The sequence below is a fragment of the Fictibacillus nanhaiensis genome (genome assembly GCF_036213205.1).
Lineage (GTDB): Bacteria > Bacillota > Bacilli > Bacillales > Fictibacillaceae > Fictibacillus > Fictibacillus nanhaiensis_E.
This window is the reverse complement of record NZ_JARMFC010000006.1, coordinates 456,315-472,561: the sequence shown is the minus strand read 5'-3', so window position 1 is coordinate 472,561 and position 16,247 is coordinate 456,315. Positions and strand designations below refer to the sequence as shown.

The following is a 16,247-nucleotide window of genomic DNA, read 5'->3' as shown; positions in this document are numbered from 1 at the left end:
CATAAACATGATAGCTTATGTTGTCTTTTAATGTCAATATGACATGTGGTAAATATTACGAATTTATACTCCTCTGCCAATCGTTGAAAATAAGCTGAAACAACGGTTTTACCTGCTCTTTTATTACTTCTAATCTATACTTCTCGTCCATCGTTTCTAGTGGTAGAGCGGGTACCCAAAATAATTGGCCCGAAAGCTGTTGTTCAAACTCTTTCCAATACACATCACTTGTCATAAGAAAGATATGTTTAAAATGGCCCGAATTTTTAACGTGCTCTAAAAAATGAGTTAATCGATCAAGAGCATGATCATCTTTAACGTATGTAAAATTTGGTGATAAAAATAACCTGCCATGCAGCTGACGCTCTATTTCTGACGTTAACAGCTCTGTATACTCAGACATCGTTACACTCGATTTGAAGTCTTGAGAGAAGCTGACTGGTGTTAACGGAATCAAGATCGAGTCCACATACTCACCAGATTTTAAGAATACATCTGCGTCATTTGTTTTCCATTTCATAAAAAATCTCCTTACTTGGTATGTACTGCTTCTTATCGTACCATATATCTCTCTAGCATAATGTGGTTGGCTAAGAAAATAGGTAGATTTGTAGATGTCGAAATAGGTCTAAGATTGCCGACTCGCGGATAAAAGTAAAAAACTCGTGGATAAAGTGATCAAACATTTGGATTGCAGGCTAAAACTTCTGGATTCAAAGCCTGAATTTGTGGATTGGGTGCAAAACAACCTTGGTTAAAGACCAACAATAGCTTGTGCACGCGTTAGCACAGAAGCCACATTACCCACAAAAAAGACGACCCTTTTTCTTAAGAGTCGCCTTCACACAACTAGGATGGCTGTTTTTCTAAATTTTTTAGTTCATTGGTCCATTTTGTGAAGCTGTCATAATCCTTTTGGTCTAGTGCTGCATCGATCTTCGCCATTATATCATTCTTGCGGTACGTTTCGATCGACTTCTCTAATACCATTTCCGCCCATATGCCGTATTTTTTGTCCATCGACATATTCTGTGGCAAGTGTGGATTTTCTTCTAATACAGAAGCATACTCGGGCGTCAGACGTGATGCGTTAAAATTAAGTTCAAGATAGATCTCTTCTTCTTGGTTCAAGCGGATGTCATGAAATGATTTTTCGGCATCAGTCGTTAGGACATTTTGTTTGTAGAAACGGAACGGAACTCCGTCTGTGCATTGAGTTGACATGATTATGGCCTTTGGACAATATTCGGCTTTCTCTACAAAATGTACCTTCTCCATCAGTTGGTCATCACTAACTAAATAGTTTAATAACCAAACACATTCGCGTTTCTTTAACTGATAATGATTAAGGAACCATTTGATAAAATCCTTTTTTTCAAGGACCGAAACGGTGCTGCTCATTGCAATCCCCCCATCATTCAAAAACACGTCATCTTGATAATAAATATATTCTCTCACTGCTCGTAAAATCCTTCTTCACTTCAGAAAGTTTTAAAAATCTTCCAATCGGTTTAAAACGTCTTCAATATCGTCTCGTTCTGAGCTTTGGTTCAACAGTTTCTGCAGAATTTCTTTCGCTTTCTTCTGCTCGCCCTCCTCGATGAGGAAATACGCATATTCTTCTAGGAACACAGGGTCATCATTAAACAACATCGATGCTTTTTCATACCATTTTGCAGCTTCGCTATAGTCTTCGGTCTCTTTGTTCGCTGTAGCGAGATGCCAATACATGAGAGGTATCTCTTCTTTCGTTTCAGCAAGTGACTTATAAAGACTTAGTATATCTTCAAACCGTTCTTCACGAATGTACTGATCACCTAATCGTAGTAGTGGTTCAATACGAGTAGGATCGAGTTCAAGGGCTTGTTTTACCCACTGTTCACCCTGTTCTGGATTGTGTAGCTTATAGGCTAGTCGTGCAGCTTGAAGGTAGATGTTCTCATTATGTTCATCTCTTTTTAACCCTTCAGAGATAACATCGTACGCCTCAGTTAGGGCACCTTCTTCTTCATACGCTTCAGAAAGAACGCTATAGAGGGTCGTATAATCTGGGTCCATATCTTTTAGTTCTTCAAGACTCGCGATCGCTTCTTTAAACTCACCTGCTTTAAAAGCCGTTACGCCATGACCAAACAAACTGTAAAGGTCTTTATGGTGATCGAGACCTTTTCTGTAGTATGGAAGTGATTCCTCAAACTTGCCCAATCTGCTTAATGCTTCAGCATATCTTAACGTAACATCTTCTATTTCAGCTTTTCCATCGATCGCTACTTTTAACAGTGGCAAACTTGAATCAAATTTACCTTGTCTTAAATAAAAATCACCTAAAGCATAAGCGAGTACTGGGTGTTTCTGGTCCTTTTGGTGTGCTTCTGTAAGCTTACGTTCTGCCACTTCTATCAGACCAAGACTTTCATACAGATCTGCTTGAAGGATAAGTGCCCTTAAATATTCGTCATCTTCTTCCTTTACTTTGTCCAAATACTCAATCGCCTTCTCATCCATGCCTTCATCAAAGCAGCATTCTGCAATGGAAACGAGAAGTTCTCCATCTCCAGGGTATTTTTTCAGCAACTCATTAAAAAGATCCATTGCTTCTGATGTATGACCCCAGTTTAAGTAAACTTCGGCGATCTCGAATTTTTCTGGATCTCCTGCTTTTAGTTTTATTTTATCTAATAGCGACATTCCTTTTTCTACGTCACCATGTTCAACAAGCCTTATTGCATCTTGGATTTCGTTCACTTAAAAAAACTCCCTTATCCCTTATATTCTTGTGCCTATTATACACGAGATATAAGAGATTCTCCAAAACGACGGGGCTTTACTACGATAATTTCTTTTCCGTATCCTTGGTGCATTTCTGGAACTTTCTCAGAAAAGACGATTTCACCTCTTACAATCACTGCCTGTAACGTATCATTCAACCCATTCGTACGATAAATACAATAGTCAGCATCACTGCCTGCGAACAAACCGCCTTTTACAGGATATAGACCGAGCATTTTCAAACTGGGTAACGAGATTGGTTCAGTTTCGCACAGTTCATGAAAAAGCGTTGGAATTTGATGTTTAATCGATAGCTCGTTCCATTTCTTCTGCCACGTATTTTTCAACTTCTGATCTATGTTTGATGGAAAGGTTGGAAAGATGACGGTTCCATAACTAAAATTAGCTTCACTGATCCTCTCCCAAATTACATGTGTTAACTGAGTAAAATCTTTACAGATCAATTGGATGAAAGAAATTTTCTGTTTTCGGCAAAAACTCATCATCTGTGGCGTAATCTTTTCTGGAGACATGCTAAGACCGATGCAATAGTCTACTGAACTGGATATTAAGAGATGTCTCGTTCGCTTCAATTCTGTTTCAGCTTCATGTAGATAGTTGACTTCAGCAGATGTTAACAGTGTAGTCGTGCCTCTTCTAACTCTCTCGCTAAGATTCTGTCTTACCTTTTCGATAGGCAATCTATTCAATGACATAAGAGGACTGATATGCCCAGGAATCATCTTTAAACCTTGCATAGACATCTTCATCACATTCATTCTAAGAGGGCCCTGTGAGACGTAGGAGATTTTTTGAGAGTCTACTAGATAAGAAAGAACAGTATCTGTACCGAGCGATTGTAGCGGGCGCTCAATAATATATCGCATAGCTCGCCTCCTTTTTTCTCTATAGGACAAGTTATGATAGAAACGAGAATTTTATGATAGAAAAATTTAAGAGGAAATTAAAATGAAGACAAAAAAAGTCCTGACATGTAAGCGCTGTCAGGAAAGTATAATATGGATAGGAGTGGAGAGAAACCATATTACATTCATTATAAATAGAGCTTATTTAAAATGCAACACTTTTTTGAAAATTATGAAAATAGCCTGATATTATTAAAAGTATCAGGCTATTGTTAGTGATTTTATTTATTTACTTTCTCAACAACAGAGTCAATATACGCACCTAAGTGTTCGATGATCTCTTTGTTCTGTTCTTCTTCACCAATCGTGACACGAATCATGGTAGGGAATCCTAATGCAGTTCCCGAACGCACAATATATCCTTTTCGCAGAAGATAATCAAACGCTTGATCGGCATCAGATTTTACGTCTATCAGAATAAAGTTTGCTTCAGAAGGATAATACAGCAGCCCTTTATCATCACAGAATGCATAAAACGTTTCAAGGCCTTTTCTGTTCTTCTCTTTACATTGTCTAATAAACGCATCATCTTCCAACGCTCCGATCGCAGCAGCTTGAGCGATGCGAGATGTGTTGAAAGGCTCTCTAGCAGGCTCGATAGACTGGATGATGGAAGACTGAGCAACGCCATATCCAATTCGAAGCGCAGCTAGTCCATGAGCTTTGGAGAATGTTCTTAAGATAACTAGATTGCTGTACTTCTCCAAGTAATCTAACGTGTTTGGGTAATCAGCAGCTGATACATATTCGTAATAAGCTTCGTCACTTACTACGAGAACGTCAGACGGTACTTTTTCCATAAAGCTTACAAACTCTCGCTCTGGAATATAGTTTCCAGTCGGGTTGTTCGGGTTGCAAAGCCAGACGATTCTCGTATTTTGATCGATCGCTTCAAGCATAGCATCTAGATCATGATTGCCTTCGATCAACTCAACCTCTCTCACTTCAGCTCCTTCGATAACAGCATTGTGTCTGTATTGAGGAAAAGTAGGAGCTGCCATCACAGTGTTGGTTTCAGGAGATAGATAGGCTCTGCAAAGAATTTGCACCACTTCATCCGACCCGTTACCAAAAATGATCTGGTCTTGTTTCACTTGAAGTTGGTTTGATAGTTTTTCTCTAAGCTCAGCTGAATAACCGTCTGGATATACGTGAAGCTGAGATAGCTCCTCGCTTATCTTCTCTTTTGCAAGATCAGAGCATCCGTAAGGGTTCTCGTTTGAAGCTAGTTTTACGATTTTCTCTAGACCTAGCTCACGCTTCACTTCTTCTACTGGTTTACCTGGTTTGTAAGGTTTTAACGATAACAACTGCTGTTTCGGCTGCATTTTCCCACTCCTTTTTAACGACTATAGACAGGCAGCAAAGACTCAATATACGATTTAAACGTTTTGATCGCTTCCTCCCTGTTCGTTAGCAAGGTACTCTCTAGTTCCTCAATCTTTTTGACGATCGCGCTGCCTACAATAAACCCATCACTGCTGCCATCAAACTGTTGGATCTGTTCTCGCGTAGACAGTCCGAACCCTACTAAGACGGGAACACGGCTGTTTTGTTTCGCGGCTTTTAAGAAATCGTCTAGTCCGGCTCTAAACTCACTTCTGACACCTGTTACACCTAATGATGAGATACAATACAAAAAGCCTTCTGCCTCTTTACTGAGTCTTGCAAGCTTTTCTTCACGTGTTGTAGGTGAAACGAGCGAGATTAGAGCAAGGTTGTGCTCTTTACACATTTCTTGTAAATATCCGCTTTCCTCATACGGCAGATCAGGCACTAAAACCCCGTCTACACCGCTTTTCTCTGCTAACTTCAGGAAACGATTTTCTCCTAATTGTAACAAAAGATTATAATAAGTAAAGATAATTACCGGAATCTTCAATCCTCTTTCTCGAAGCTTAGAAACGAGCTTTACAGTTTTTTCTAGATTCATGTTTTGTGCCAAACCTCGCATACCAGCTCTTTGAATGACTGGACCATCAGCCAATGGGTCTGAGTATGGAACACCTAGTTCTAGCGCATGAGCTCCGCACTCTTCAAGAGCTAATGACAGTTCGATCGTGGCTTCTTCACATGGGTCACCAGCCATGATATACGGAGTGAAACGATAATCTGAAGAATGTTGAAAGACTTCCCATCTCTTATTCATCTTTATTTCACCCCTTCTTCAAATTCCATCAGTGTATGAACATCTTTGTCGCCTCTTCCTGATAAACAAACGACTACATGTTGATCTTTTCGCATTCTTTTAGCTAGCTTTAGACTATAAGCTACGGCATGAGCACTCTCTAACGCACATAGAATACCTTCGTTCTCACATAAAAGCTTTAAGGCGTGTAATGCTTCTTCATCTGTTACTGCTTCATAAGTTACTCTTTTGGTCTCATGTAGGTAAGCATGTTCCGGCCCTATCCCCGGATAATCGAGACCCGCTGATATCGAATATGGTTCTGTAATCTGCCCTTCGCTCGTTTGAAGAAGTTTTGTCAATGAACCATGAATCACACCATTTGAGCCTTTAGATAACGTTGCTGCATGCTGAGGAGTCTCTACCCCCATCCCTGCTGCCTCTATACCGTATAATGGAACCTCTTTCTCGATAAACGGTGCGAACATGCCGATCGCATTACTACCGCCGCCTACACATGCTACAACAGCATCTGGAAGCTTCTCGTTATGAATCTCCTTAAATTGGCTCTCTGTTTCATGACCGATCACCTGCTGAAATTGTTTAACCATCTTCGGATATGGATACGGTCCTACAGCAGAACCGATGAGATAGAATGTGTCTTCAACCGCAGCAACCCATTCTCGTATTGCTTCATTAGTAGCATCTTTTAACGTTTGACTGCCGCTCGTGACCTCGATCACTTCAGCACCTAACAGCTTCATACGAAATACATTTAAAGCTTGTCTTCTTATATCTTCTTTTCCCATATAAACTTTACAAGATAATCCGTACTTGGCTGCAACAGTCGCTGCTGCTACGCCATGCTGACCTGCTCCGGTCTCAGCGATGATCTTTTTCTTTCCCATCCTGACAGCTAAGAGCGCCTGGCCGATGGCGTTATTAATCTTATGTGCTCCTGTGTGGTTCAGGTCTTCTCTTTTTAAATAGATCGATGCTCCGCCATTGGACTCACTCAGACGATCTGCTTTTGTTAAGGGAGTAGGACGGCCTGAATAGATCGCTAGTTCTTTTTGGAAAAGCTCATTAAAATCTTTATCTTTTATCGCTTCATCGAAAGCCGTCTCAAGCTCTTCAAGTGCAAACATAATCGTTTCAGGTACGTATTTTCCGCCGAACACACCATATCTTCCTCTATGATTAGGTACTGTAGCCGTAGTCATCTCATTATCATCCTTTCAAGAGTTTCTATTCTTTTTAAGCTTTTTCTTCCATTTTCTTCAATACCACCACTTAGGTCGATTCCGTGTGGATGAAGTCTCATTAGTTCTGCAACATTATCGGGTCTGATTCCACCTGCTATGAAACAAGTGACCCCTACCTCTTCTGCAATTTTCATCATATTAGGAACTTCTTCCCACGAAAAAGGAATACCTGTACCTCCGAATTGCCCCTTTGCTACTGAGTCTACGATTAGAGCGTCTGCGACTTTTCCGAATAACTCTATCTCTTTTAGGATGTGTTCACTAAAAGGTAGTGCTTTATAAATTTTTTTGTTGCAATGAACTCTAATTTTGTTGAGCTGATCAACCGTTTCAGTCCCATGACATTGGATGATGTCTATTGGAATGGTACTGATTACATCTTTGATTCTATCCGGGGTTGCGTTTTGAAAAACACCAACGAGCTTTTTAGGTTTTCCGTACTTCTCAATCCAGCTGTTCACCCTCACTGGATCGACTTTTCTTTTACTTTCAGCGAATATGAACCCGATTAAGTCTGCTTTTGATTCAATGAGCAGCTTATAGTCCTCTTCAGACTGACAGCCACAATATTTAATTTGAACAGTCATGATAAAGCTCTCTTATCTTCTTTTCTATAGAGTCCGCTCTCATCAATGTTTCTCCGATCAACATTCCATTCACTTGGTGATCGAATAGGCTTTTAACATCTGTAGCTGTTTTGATGCCACTTTCACTGATAACAAGGGTTTCTTTTTTTATGGATGAAAGAAGAGAAAATGTATGCTCGATGTCTGTAGTGAACGTGTTAAGATCGCGGTTGTTAATCCCAATCATGGAAGGATTACAAACATCGTAAACTTGCTGAATCTCTTGTTTTGAATGAACTTCGACTAAACACTCTAAACCGCATTCCGTCGCTAGTGCATGAAGCTTTTCTAATCGATCGCTTGTTAAGCAAGCTGCAATGAGCAGAATCGCATCTGCTCCGTTCTCAACACTCTCAATGATCTGCTTTTCATCAATGATGAAATCCTTTCTTAAAAGAGGAAGTGAGACATGATTGCGTATATCTTTTAAATATTGAAGGTCTCCTTGAAAGAACTCTGTGTCCGTTAAGACGGACAAACAAGATGCTCCTGCTTTTTCATATTCGACAGCGATCTCTACAGGATTGAAATTTTCTTTTATGATTCCTTTTGATGGTGAAGCTTTTTTCACCTCAGCGATCAAAGCGGGTCTATTAAAAGAATTTGCAATTTTATAAGCAAACGGTCGATGATCTTTATCGGTAAAATCCAGTTCTCCTTTCTTAAATGAAGGAAGAACAGCTACTTCTTTTTCTTTTTGTTTCAATATTTTAGTTAACATGTGCACTCGCCTCTTCTTTGGTCATTTCTTCAAGATGATCATATGCAGATTTTGATTGCAGGCATTGCTTGATAATCTCCACTCCGTCCCGAATACTCGGAACCCGTTTTGACGCAAATAGAGCTGCAGCTGCATTAAGGATGACGATATTGCGAGCTGAATCATTTCCTGCACCTTGTAGGATAGAACGTATGAGTTCAGCACTTTCTTGTTTGTTCTTTACGGTTAACTGACTTAGATCTCCTCGATTTAAACCTGCTTCTTCAGGTGTGTAGTTGAAAGTTGTGATTGTGTGGTTATCAACTAAAAACATCCGTGTCTCGCCAGTTATCGAACATTCGTCCAAACCATCTTTCCCTGTAACGATCAATGCTCGTTTGATTCCGAGTTTCAACGTCACTTCAGCTAGCTTGTGAGCAACTTCCTCATCGCTTGCTCCGATCAGCTGGTACGTCGGTGCCATCGGATTTAACAACGGGCCGATACAATTGAAGATCGTTCGGAATGGTAGTTGCCCTCTCAACGAAGCAACTTTTTTGAGCGCCGGATGAAAATATGGAGCGTGTAGAAATGCGATGTCGTGTTTATTTAGCTGTGAATTAGCTTCAAAGTGGTTGCTGGCAGCATGAATGCCTAACGCCTCTAGCACATCAGAGCTTCCACTTTTTGACGTGACCGCTTTGTTGCCGTGCTTCGCCACTTTTACCCCTAATGAAGCAAGTATGATGCTAACTGCGGTAGAGATGTTAAAAGTCGATGCTCCATCACCACCGGTACCGCAAGTATCCATCAGCTCTTGGTGTTGTGAAGACTCAGCTTTTCTCGAGAGCTTTCTGATCGCTTTAACAAATCCAACGATCTCGTCTACCGTCTCACCACGAAAGCTCATGATGCTTAAAACAGAACTTCCTTGAGCATCTGTGACATCACCACCAGCTAATTTCTCCATAAAATAAAAAGCTTCATTTTCTGTTAATGTTTCGTGTTTCATTATTTTTTGAATGATATTTGAAATCATATGAACACCCCTTAATCGTTTTGGTTGTTTTGTCTACAAACAAAAACGTTCAAGGAGGAATCGGAAAGGATATGATCATATCTGCACCTCCGTTAATACGGAGAATGAGGAGGATATAAGAGGTCGATCTTTAAGGGAACATGTACATACTTCTTGATGAAGCATACAAAAAAGCCATGCAGAAATAACCCGCATGGCATATGTACATATCCATTCTCGGCTCTGCTCCACTCAAACTCTCTCAACTTGTCTCAACTATGCTCTAAGCTCTAAACTCTATTGCACATTTCTATGTGCTCTAAACTTATCAGTTACATTAAACTATTGTAGGAAATCTGTCAACAGATTTACAGCGTTACAATTTTTTTTTACTTAAGTTTTCTATAAAAGAACGGTTCTACTGATTCCAAGTCGTATAATCCAGGATTGAAGATCTGCTCGGTACTTCCCACAAATAGAACACCGCCTTTTCGAAGCGCTTTGCTGAATTTTTGATACAAAACCGTTTTTGCTTCTTCCGTAAAATAAATCATCACATTTCGGCAAACGATGAGATCAAAATCAGATTCAAAACGATCTGAAAGCAGATTCTGCTTCTTAAATGTTACTTGTTTTTTGATAGAATCTGAAACGCTGATACCAAGTTCCTCTTTTGTTGTATGTCGGGCTATTTTGTCACTCGGAACATCTTTGATCGCTTTTTCAAAATAAAACCCTTTTTTTGCTTGGTCTAACACTTGTTGATCTAGATCTGTTGCAAGTATTGAAAACGTTGATAGTCCTTTTTTGTAATCTGATAACAACATCGATAGGCTGTATGGCTCTTCTCCTGTGGAACATGCTGCGCTCCACACTTTTAAAGATGACCTGTCTTCAACTAACAGAGGAATGATTTTTTTCTCGAGCACATCCCATCGAGCAGGATTTCGGTAAAACTCAGAAACGTTAATTGTCATGCGGTCTAAAAACTCAAGAAGCAAATCTGGATTTTTTGTGAGTGCACGAAAATAGTCTGCAAATGTTGTAAATGATCGCTTGTCTCTCAGTGCTAGGAGTCTGCGTTTCATTTGCGCTTCTTTGTACAAGGAAAGATCTATTCCTGTTTGGTCATTAATGCTCTGTTTAAAGCTTTCATAGTCCTGGTCCATATGTCTCTCTCCAATTCCACTGCCATGCATATTTAATCTCTACACATATATATCGGAAGCTGATACGGATTTTTGCATACTTGATGAATGAACATTACAGCTGGCTGGTGCATTTATATTATTATTTTATCCGTAGGAAGTTGTCGGTTTTTGTAAATTATAGTCGACTTGTCATTATAATAGGTGAATTGGTGAAATTACGTTGCAAATCGGTCAAATTATTACGAAGAGAGGTAAAATTAATAATGAATCTTGGCAAACTCATATTGTTAAAGGTTCTCAAAATAAAAAACCGGCGCGACGGCCGGTTAAAACGCTTTCATTTCCATGTAAAATTAAATCCAAACTGCAACTGATTTATCATAAGAAACAAGTTCTTCTTCTTTGAAGAAAAGACCGATCTCACGGACAGCGCTTTCAGCAGAGTCAGAACCGTGGATGATATTGTTGCTTACTTGTACAGCATAGTCTCCGCGGATTGAACCAGGAGCAGCTTCAGCTGGGTTTGTTTTGCCCATCATGTTACGAGCTGTAAGAATAACGTCCTTACCTTCCCAAACCATAGCAAATACTGGACCAGATGTAATAAAATCAACAAGTTCACCGAAGAACGGACGCTCTTTGTGCTCACCATAATGTTCTTTTGCAAGATCTTCAGAAATGTTCATTAGTTTAGCACCAACAAGTTGAAAACCTTTCTTTTCAAAACGGGATACGATTTCTCCGATTAACGCACGTTGAACACCATCAGGTTTTACCATTAAAAACGTTTTTTCCATGCATTCCCTCTCCTATCATCTATGTATATGTGGGACAAGTTCCCCAGAGAAATCGTACCAAAAATTTTAAAAATTAGCAATCACTCAAAATTTTCGACCAGCGATATAATCTGCTACTTTTAACAAACTATCTCTGGCATCCGTTTCTGGTAGAGACTCAGCAGCCAATTTAGCACGCTTTAAATATTTATCAGAAATCTTCGTAGCGTAATCAATTCCGCCTAACCGTTTAATATCTTTTAACAGTTCAGCAAGTTGAGCAGGCTCTTTTGTATCGTAATATGCGTCTAGCTTTTCTTTCATCTCCGGATACTGATAGATCGTGTACAGCACAGGCAATGTTAAGTTTCCTTGCTTCAGATCACTGCCCGCTGGTTTTCCGAGCTGCTTTTCAGAAGCGGTAAAATCTAAGATATCATCCGTAATCTGAAAAGCCATGCCGACAGAGAAACCAAAATCATACAGCTTCTTTTGAAGAGAGACATCCGCTTTAGAAGTAATCGCTCCAAGCTGACAGCTCAGCGCGATTAGAAGTGCGGTTTTCCGTTTGATCCGTTTGAAGTACTTTCTAATGTTTTGATCCGTATCATACTGTTCGTTGATCTGCTCGATCTCACCGAGACACATCTCTTTCATTCCTTGGGCCAAGATTTGATGTGCACGTGGTATTTCGATCTCAGTCATTAGTTTTAAGGCGGATGCGAAAATAAAATCGCCCGTATACATGGCAATCTTATTATCGTATTTTGCTTTTACTGTTTTTCTTCCACGTCTCATATCTGCATCATCCACTACATCATCATGAACGAGTGAAGCCATATGGATCAGTTCAAGAGCTGCAGCCGGCTTTTTCACTTGTTGAATGTTATACGTGCCGAACTGAGCCGAAAGCAGAACAAACACAGGGCGGATTCTCTTTCCCCCTGCTTTTAAAAGTTCAGCTCCTGCCGTATGAATCTGCGCTTGATCGGAACGAACGGATTCTACGAGCTGATCTTCAATCTGCTGCAAATCTTTTTTTAGAAATGAGTATAAGTCCTTTAACTTCACTTTTGTTTCACCCTATCGCCTGTTACTTATACGAATATTTAATGATAGAGGGCATTGTTTTTAACAATCCGCACTCTACAGCTAGCTGAAAATAAAGGTTGAGTCCCTTTTCATGTTCGCCACTAAATTGATAATTTAATCCATTAAAATAAGAATTCCAGAACTGAAAAGTGCCTCCATGTTCTTTAATCACTCGCTCGATGACTGGAACAAAATTTTCTCTTTGACACCTTTCTTTGCTCTCTATCATACTTCTTCCTACATACGACAAAAGCGCACCTTGTTCAGTTTCCATTTCATTTCGATACGCCATCACAGCAAAGATCATCGGTAGTCCTGTCTGTTGATACCAGATCTCCCCAAGATCATATACATGATAAGAGCCGCGTTTTCGAAAAGCACTTATCGCATCGTCCCCAATCAAGAGGCATGCATCATACGCGCTAAGCATGGCTTCAAAATTGGGCGTTTCTATCTTGTACGTAACATCAACACCATAAAAACGGTCTAAGATGATCTTCAAAAGAGCAACCGATGTTTCTGAGCTAGATGTTAATGCGATTCTTTTGCCGTTCAACTCTTCGATCTTATATTTAGAAAAAAGATAGATAGAATTTACTTTTCCGAACGAAGAAACAGAAAGGTCTGGGACTAAGCTATAATTCAGAGCATTCTTTCCGTATGAAAACGAAGAGATGCCTCCAATATCGACGAGTTGTTTCTCCATTAAAGCGTTTACTCTCGATGGAACTGCCTGCGTAATGGTCGCACCTTGATCCATCAGTCTTTCTCTATCTAAATAAAAATAAAGGGGTATGATGTTCGTGTAGCTGATTTCCCCGATGTTCATAATCTATCAGTCTCCCCAGCGTGTAAACAATTCGTGATGTACACCTAAGTTATCTAGTACTTTACCTACCAAGAAGTTCACTAGGTCATCCATCGACTTTGGCAGGTGATAAAAACCAGGCATCGCAGGAACGATCTTTCCTCCTGCTTCTGTTACTTTTAACATGTTCTCAAGATGAATTTTATGAAGTGGCGTCTCTCTTGGGACTAAGATCAGCCTTCTGCTCTCTTTCAACATGACATCTGCCGTACGTTCCAACAGGTTTCCTGATGCACCATGAGCGATTCCCGAAAGAGTTCCCATCGAACAAGGAATGATGACCATTCCGTCGTTCTGATACGAGCCGCTCGCGATCGGTGCGTTAAAGTCACGAAGCGTGTGATAGTGAAGACGTTCTTTACCGTATGAAGCAAAATTCTCTTCGATACAGCTTTCACGGTCCTCGGTATCCCACAATAATTCTTCTCTAAACACCTGCCACCCTGCCTCAGTAACAACAAGATGTAATTTGTGTCCGCTTTTTAATATCTCTTGAGCAAGTCTGACGCCGTAAACCGCTCCACTCGCTCCTGTAATTCCGATTGTAAAAGTTTTCATATCAACAAATCTCCTACTGCAAAGATAAACATGACCACACTTAATACACCGTTCATCGTAAAGAAAGCCACATCCAGTTTAGACAGATCATGAGGTTTAACGAGTGAGTGCTCATAGACCATGATGACACCTGAGATAAATACCCCTAAGTAATAGATCCAGCCCATTCCTGATACAACACCAAGTGAGACAAAAGCTATGAAACTAGCAACGTGCAGCCATCTAGCCGTCAAGAGACCATTTGCGATACCAAATGAAGATGGTATGGAATACAGTCCATGCGATTTATCATATTCAGCATCTTGTGTGGCATAGATCACGTCAAAACCTGCTGTCCAAAACAATACACCAACAAATAGCAAAAAGGCTTCGGGACTTAATGTTCCTGTTGCACCGACCCACCCCCCGAGTGGTGCGATCGCGATCGTAACCCCTAAGACGATATGACACAAATACGTGAAACGCTTTGTATATGAATAGATAACAAGAAAAAATACCGCGAGCGGCAAAAGCTTAATTGATAGCGCGTTTAATTGATAAGCACTAACGAACAACAAAGCCAGTGAGACGAGAATAAAAAGGTATACTTCGCCTCTTTTTAAAAGCTTAGCTGGTATCGCTCTTGTTTTCGTTCTAGGATTTGCCCCATCAATCTCTGAATCTATCGCACGGTTTAAAGCCATGGCAGAACTTCGTGCACCGACCATTGCAAGGGTGATCCAAACCCATTCCATTAGTGATGGAACTGATCCCTCTTCAACAAGGTTCCCCATGATCGCTCCAAGAAAAGCAAAGGGTAGAGCAAAAATGGTATGTTCGAACTTAATCATTTCTAAAATAATTTTAATTTTTTTCCACACACTAACAACGCTCTCTTCTATTGCTGTTTTTTCCCTGTATGCATAGCAGCTGCGCCTAAAGCATACGATTTGACCTCAACGTTAGACAAACCAGCTTGTTTAAAAAGTTCTTTCAGTTCATCTTTTGTTAGAAAAGCTTCTGTAGATTCTTGAAGCCATGCGTATTCTTGATAGCTTTTGGCGAACAACTTGCCGAATACAGGCATGATATACGTAAAATAAAACTTAAAGAGCTGCTTAAACACAGGAACCGTCGGATGCGAAGTCTCTAGACAGACTACTCTTCCACCAGGCTTTACAACGCGTGCCATCTCTTTAAGGGTCTGAAGATAATCAGGTACGTTTCTTAGGCCAAACCCAATTGTAACGAAATCAAAGCTGTTATCTTCAAACGGGAGCTCCATCGCATTGCCGTGAATGAAGCTGACTCCAGGTGATCTGCGCTTTTTTAGCTTTTCGATCCCAACATTAAGCATATTTTGACTAAAATCTAAGCCGATCACTTTACCGTTTTCCCCAACTTCTTCAGCTAGAGCAAACGTCCATTCACCTGTTCCGCAACAAACGTCTAAACAATGGTTTCCACGCTGTACTTTCATTCTTTTCATCGTATCTTTACGCCATTTACTATGCTGTTTAAAAGAGATCAGATCGTTCATGTAATCATACTGATCAGAGATCTTTTCAAATACAGAGTGAACCCGTTCTTCTTTGCTCAACATCGGATTAACCCTCTCCTAACATTAAGTCATTTTTATCAGAATATTCCAAGTTGTATCCTTCTCTATGAAACAACAGTGGCATTTCAACTGCTTTATTCTTAATTTCTGTCTCACATGTTTTAAGATAGTCCAACTGTTCTTCACTTAATCTTCTTCTCGTATCAAGACTATGATAGCTTGACACAAGTAGGTACCTCTCAATAAATGGTATATATGTATGAAGACCAAATGATTCAGCTGCTTTTGTTAATAAAAGACTGTCAATCTTCTGTATGGCTTTTAAATATTCAACACTCGTGGTTTGAAACTTGACCTTACTCTGATTGTGCAGATCTGCCTTCTTTTCGTTAATTTCTTGAACGGCACTCGATAACTTCGAGATCAGATCTAAATTTTCACAGTGAGATAAAAGTAAGTAGTACAGACTGCTAAAATAGTCGCCAGATAAAACGACAAGCTGACGTTTCTTTTTATTCTCATTGATATGCTCTTCCAAAATGTCATCATGCCTGTCCAATGCAGATTGAATGAGAGTAATCGAACTAAAATACTCTGCTTCTACAGCTTCATCCAATTCAAGTTCACGCAGCAGACAGTATGTGATGAATACTTTGGATTCTTTAAAGACTGGAGGTTGAAGGAATCTATCCACATAACCGTGCTGCATCAATAAAAGTGTATGCTGTTTTAAACGCTGAATTTGTTCCATGGTGTTCATCAAATCCCTCCAATGACACAGCAAAATTGTGCTTTCTTATTATAACATAGTCGCCAAAATTATTAGGATT

18 protein-coding genes are annotated in these 16,247 nt (G+C 39.9%); all 18 read right to left on the bottom strand.

Translation table 11 applies throughout. The features are described 5' to 3' along the window. Window positions 1–55 precede the first annotated feature (55 nt). Window positions 56–520 (bottom strand): YpiF family protein, encoded by a 465-nt coding sequence (locus P4V41_RS09450; RefSeq protein ID WP_328084584.1) that lies wholly within the window; start codon window positions 518–520, stop codon window positions 56–58. A 329-nt stretch (window positions 521–849) separates the two neighbouring features. After that, on the bottom strand, window positions 850–1,401 hold the full coding sequence (locus P4V41_RS09445; protein WP_066395641.1) for a ReoY family proteolytic degradation factor: 552 nt from the start codon (window positions 1,399–1,401) through the stop codon (window positions 850–852). Between the two features lie 90 nt (window positions 1,402–1,491). Further along, window positions 1,492–2,745, bottom strand: a complete 1,254-nt coding sequence (locus tag P4V41_RS09440; protein WP_328084583.1) for a tetratricopeptide repeat protein — start codon at window positions 2,743–2,745, stop codon at window positions 1,492–1,494. Between the two features lie 38 nt (window positions 2,746–2,783). Beyond that, window positions 2,784–3,656: a hypothetical protein gene (locus P4V41_RS09435; RefSeq protein ID WP_328084582.1), complete on the bottom strand. Its 873-nt coding sequence runs from the start codon at window positions 3,654–3,656 to the stop codon at window positions 2,784–2,786. Window positions 3,657–3,916: 260 nt separating this feature from the next. Continuing rightward, window positions 3,917–5,023 (bottom strand): histidinol-phosphate transaminase, encoded by a 1,107-nt coding sequence (gene hisC / locus P4V41_RS09430; protein ID WP_328084581.1) that lies wholly within the window; start codon window positions 5,021–5,023, stop codon window positions 3,917–3,919. A 14-nt stretch (window positions 5,024–5,037) separates the two neighbouring features. Then, a complete protein-coding gene (trpA, locus tag P4V41_RS09425; protein WP_328084580.1) occupies window positions 5,038–5,844 on the bottom strand; it encodes a tryptophan synthase subunit alpha in 807 nt (268 codons plus the stop codon). A gap of 2 nt (window positions 5,845–5,846) precedes the next feature. Continuing rightward, window positions 5,847–7,046 (bottom strand): tryptophan synthase subunit beta, encoded by a 1,200-nt coding sequence (gene trpB / locus P4V41_RS09420; RefSeq protein WP_328084579.1) that lies wholly within the window; start codon window positions 7,044–7,046, stop codon window positions 5,847–5,849. Continuing rightward, a complete protein-coding gene (locus P4V41_RS09415; protein ID WP_328084578.1) occupies window positions 7,043–7,675 on the bottom strand; it encodes a phosphoribosylanthranilate isomerase in 633 nt (210 codons plus the stop codon). Before P4V41_RS09415 ends, trpB begins: the two co-directional genes overlap by 4 nt. Continuing rightward, window positions 7,659–8,435 (bottom strand): indole-3-glycerol phosphate synthase TrpC, encoded by a 777-nt coding sequence (gene trpC, locus P4V41_RS09410; protein WP_328084577.1) that lies wholly within the window; start codon window positions 8,433–8,435, stop codon window positions 7,659–7,661. The genes P4V41_RS09415 and trpC overlap by 17 nt, the downstream gene beginning before the upstream one ends. Continuing rightward, window positions 8,425–9,453, bottom strand: a complete 1,029-nt coding sequence (gene trpD / locus P4V41_RS09405; RefSeq protein WP_328084576.1) for an anthranilate phosphoribosyltransferase — start codon at window positions 9,451–9,453, stop codon at window positions 8,425–8,427. The genes trpC and trpD overlap by 11 nt, the downstream gene beginning before the upstream one ends. Before the next feature lie 368 nt (window positions 9,454–9,821). Next, window positions 9,822–10,601: a protein-glutamate O-methyltransferase CheR gene (locus tag P4V41_RS09400; RefSeq protein WP_328084575.1), complete on the bottom strand. Its 780-nt coding sequence runs from the start codon at window positions 10,599–10,601 to the stop codon at window positions 9,822–9,824. A gap of 335 nt (window positions 10,602–10,936) precedes the next feature. Next, the gene (gene ndk, locus P4V41_RS09395; RefSeq protein ID WP_328084574.1) at window positions 10,937–11,380 is read right to left on the bottom strand and encodes a nucleoside-diphosphate kinase; all 444 of its coding nucleotides are present in this window, start codon (window positions 11,378–11,380) and stop codon (window positions 10,937–10,939) included. Window positions 11,381–11,464: 84 nt separating this feature from the next. Next, window positions 11,465–12,430, bottom strand: a complete 966-nt coding sequence (locus tag P4V41_RS09390; protein WP_328084573.1) for a polyprenyl synthetase family protein — start codon at window positions 12,428–12,430, stop codon at window positions 11,465–11,467. Window positions 12,431–12,452: 22 nt separating this feature from the next. Further along, on the bottom strand, window positions 12,453–13,280 hold the full coding sequence (locus P4V41_RS09385; RefSeq protein ID WP_328084572.1) for a menaquinone biosynthesis protein: 828 nt from the start codon (window positions 13,278–13,280) through the stop codon (window positions 12,453–12,455). Window positions 13,281–13,286: 6 nt separating this feature from the next. After that, entirely contained in the window at window positions 13,287–13,877 is a 591-nt protein-coding gene (locus tag P4V41_RS09380; RefSeq protein ID WP_328084571.1) for a UbiX family flavin prenyltransferase, read from the bottom strand. Beyond that, the gene (locus P4V41_RS09375) at window positions 13,874–14,737 is read right to left on the bottom strand and encodes a UbiA-like polyprenyltransferase (RefSeq protein ID WP_328084570.1); all 864 of its coding nucleotides are present in this window, start codon (window positions 14,735–14,737) and stop codon (window positions 13,874–13,876) included. Before P4V41_RS09375 ends, P4V41_RS09380 begins: the two co-directional genes overlap by 4 nt. 17 nt (window positions 14,738–14,754) lie before the next feature. Next, window positions 14,755–15,459, bottom strand: coding sequence for a demethylmenaquinone methyltransferase (locus P4V41_RS09370; RefSeq protein ID WP_328084569.1), 705 nt, complete (start codon window positions 15,457–15,459; stop codon window positions 14,755–14,757). Window positions 15,460–15,463: 4 nt separating this feature from the next. Continuing rightward, a complete protein-coding gene (locus P4V41_RS09365) occupies window positions 15,464–16,177 on the bottom strand; it encodes a heptaprenyl diphosphate synthase component 1 (protein ID WP_328084568.1) in 714 nt (237 codons plus the stop codon). Window positions 16,178–16,247: the final 70 nt, after the last annotated feature.

What these genes read in the sequence shown, in the direction of transcription:
- P4V41_RS09450 (WP_328084584.1), bottom strand. Translation starts at nt 520, where the DNA reads ATGAAATGGAAAACAAATGACGCAGATGTATTCTTAAAATCTGGTGAG.
- P4V41_RS09445 (WP_066395641.1), bottom strand. Translation starts at nt 1,401, where the DNA reads ATGAGCAGCACCGTTTCGGTCCTTGAAAAAAAGGATTTTATCAAATGG.
- P4V41_RS09435 (WP_328084582.1), bottom strand. Translation starts at nt 3,656, where the DNA reads ATGCGATATATTATTGAGCGCCCGCTACAATCGCTCGGTACAGATACT.
- hisC (WP_328084581.1), bottom strand. Translation starts at nt 5,023, where the DNA reads ATGCAGCCGAAACAGCAGTTGTTATCGTTAAAACCTTACAAACCAGGT.
- trpA (WP_328084580.1), bottom strand. Translation starts at nt 5,844, where the DNA reads ATGAATAAGAGATGGGAAGTCTTTCAACATTCTTCAGATTATCGTTTC.
- trpB (WP_328084579.1), bottom strand. Translation starts at nt 7,046, where the DNA reads ATGACTACGGCTACAGTACCTAATCATAGAGGAAGATATGGTGTGTTC.
- P4V41_RS09415 (WP_328084578.1), bottom strand. Translation starts at nt 7,675, where the DNA reads ATGACTGTTCAAATTAAATATTGTGGCTGTCAGTCTGAAGAGGACTAT.
- trpC (WP_328084577.1), bottom strand. Translation starts at nt 8,435, where the DNA reads ATGTTAACTAAAATATTGAAACAAAAAGAAAAAGAAGTAGCTGTTCTT.
- trpD (WP_328084576.1), bottom strand. Translation starts at nt 9,453, where the DNA reads ATGATTTCAAATATCATTCAAAAAATAATGAAACACGAAACATTAACA.
- P4V41_RS09400 (WP_328084575.1), bottom strand. Translation starts at nt 10,601, where the DNA reads ATGGACCAGGACTATGAAAGCTTTAAACAGAGCATTAATGACCAAACA.
- ndk (WP_328084574.1), bottom strand. Translation starts at nt 11,380, where the DNA reads ATGGAAAAAACGTTTTTAATGGTAAAACCTGATGGTGTTCAACGTGCG.
- P4V41_RS09385 (WP_328084572.1), bottom strand. Translation starts at nt 13,280, where the DNA reads ATGAACATCGGGGAAATCAGCTACACGAACATCATACCCCTTTATTTT.
- P4V41_RS09380 (WP_328084571.1), bottom strand. Translation starts at nt 13,877, where the DNA reads ATGAAAACTTTTACAATCGGAATTACAGGAGCGAGTGGAGCGGTTTAC.
- P4V41_RS09370 (WP_328084569.1), bottom strand. Translation starts at nt 15,459, where the DNA reads ATGTTGAGCAAAGAAGAACGGGTTCACTCTGTATTTGAAAAGATCTCT.
- P4V41_RS09365 (WP_328084568.1), bottom strand. Translation starts at nt 16,177, where the DNA reads ATGAACACCATGGAACAAATTCAGCGTTTAAAACAGCATACACTTTTA.